Source organism: Acidocella aminolytica 101 = DSM 11237, from assembly GCF_900129125.1.
Lineage (GTDB): Bacteria > Pseudomonadota > Alphaproteobacteria > Acetobacterales > Acetobacteraceae > Acidocella > Acidocella aminolytica.
Genome location: NZ_FQVJ01000091.1, coordinates 1 through 1,627 on the forward strand (window position 1 = coordinate 1; position 1,627 = coordinate 1,627).

Genomic DNA, 1,627 nt, shown 5'->3' on the forward strand with positions numbered 1-1,627 from the left:
CGAGGTGTCACGGATGGCGCCGTAGAAAATTTCCGTGGTGTAGGCGCCGGTATTCAGCGCGAAAGAAAGCAGGGTACAGTTGATCGCGGAGCGGAAGAAATCCGCGAGGAACGGGGTCTCCCGCACGAAATGCAGCCCATAGACGCCTGTATAGATCAGCAGAAGCTGAACATAGAGCGGCGTGCCTCGGAAAATGAAGCCATATAGCCAGACCGGCCCCCAGATCAGCGGGTTTTTGGAATTGCGCGCGATGGCCAGCGGCAAGGCCAAGCAAAAGCCGATGGAACAGGAGATAACCAGCAGCCACAGTGTCATCGCCACGCCGGTCATGTGATAACCGTCGGAGTACAGCAGCGCGCGCCAGTAATGTTCGATAATGTAAATCATAGCACCGCCTTCCTGACGCCGATCATGTATTTGCGTTCCAGGAAGAACAGCACGCCATTGGAGATGATGGTCAGCACCAGATAAACCAGCCCGGCGACGAGAATGAAGAAGAAGTTGCGGAAGGTGGCATCGCCCGCTGCTTGCGCGGCCTTCACCACATCGGACAGGCCGATGATTGAAACCAGCGCGGTGGCTTTTAAAATCACCTGCCAGTTATTGCCGAGTCCCGGCAAAGCGTAACGCATCATTTGTGGAAACATAATGCGGCGGAAGGCCAGAAACGGTTTCATGCCAAAGGCGCGTGCGGCTTCCATCTGGCCTGTTGGCACAGCGAGGAAGGCGCCGCGGAAGGTCTCCGCGAAATAGGCCCCGTAAATAAAGCCGAGCGTGATAACGCCACTGGTGAACGGATCAAGGTTGTAACCGAAGGTGAAGTGACCTTGCAGGCTGTTCAACCAGTCCGTGAAATCGTTAATCCAGATCTGCAATGAATAATAGATCAGCAGCATCAGAACCAGATCTGGGACGCCGCGAATCAAGGTTGTGTAAACAGTCGCCAGGGCACGCGCGATGCGGTTTTTGGAAAGTTTCGCGGACGCGCCGATTAGCCCAAGGACAAAGGAAACAACAAGAGAAAGGACGGACAGTTCCACCGTCGTAACCGAACCGGCGAGGAGCTGCGGCCCATAGCCCGCAAGATTGAACATATAGTCTGCCTGTTTTGAAACCGGCCCTGCCGGGAGACCGTCAGGGCCGGATTGTCAGGTGATCAGGGCGCCTGTTTGGCGGCCTCAGCATTGTAGATGCTGAAGTTGAAATACTTTGCCTGCAGCTTGTCGTATGTGCCGTTGGCGTGGATTTCCTTGATCGCCCAGTCGATCTTCTTCAGCAGTTCGGGCTCGTCCTTACGCACGCCGATGGCGATGTAGGAGCCCAGAACGTCTTTCGGATCGTAAGTGGCATTGCCGCCAATTTCGTAGCCGGCGCCCTTCGGGGTCTTCAGGAAACCGTAATCAGCTTCAACGGAATCCTGCAAGGAGGCATCCAGACGGCCGGAGAGCAGGTCGGCATAAACCTGGTTCTGGTTTTGGTAAGACACCACATTTACGCCCTTCGGCTGCCAATAGGTCTTGGCATAGCTCTCCTGGATGGTGCCGGCCTCAACGCCCACGGTTTTGCCCTTCAGGCTCTCGGCGGTTGGCTTCAGGCCCGAACCTTTTTTGACGATGAGGCTGGTCGG

Annotated in this window: 3 protein-coding genes; all 3 read right to left on the reverse strand. The window is 55.9% G+C overall.

The window, feature by feature from the left end:
• Positions 1 to 387, reverse strand: a 387-nt coding sequence (locus BUB54_RS19710; protein ID WP_139285028.1) for an ABC transporter permease subunit, incomplete at its 3' end; no start/stop codon positions are given.
• Positions 384 to 1,094 (reverse strand): ABC transporter permease, encoded by a 711-nt coding sequence (locus tag BUB54_RS19715; RefSeq protein ID WP_048880712.1) that lies wholly within the window; start codon positions 1,092 to 1,094, stop codon positions 384 to 386. The genes BUB54_RS19710 and BUB54_RS19715, both read right to left, overlap by 4 nt.
• Positions 1,095 to 1,156: 62 nt before the next feature.
• A partial coding sequence (locus BUB54_RS19720; protein ID WP_139285029.1) for a transporter substrate-binding domain-containing protein occupies positions 1,157 to 1,627 on the reverse strand: 471 nt, incomplete at its 5' end.

Coding starts and splice junctions, on each gene's coding strand:
- BUB54_RS19715 (WP_048880712.1), bottom strand. CDS start 1,094: ATGTTCAATCTTGCGGGCTATGGGCCGCAGCTCCTCGCCGGTTCGGTT.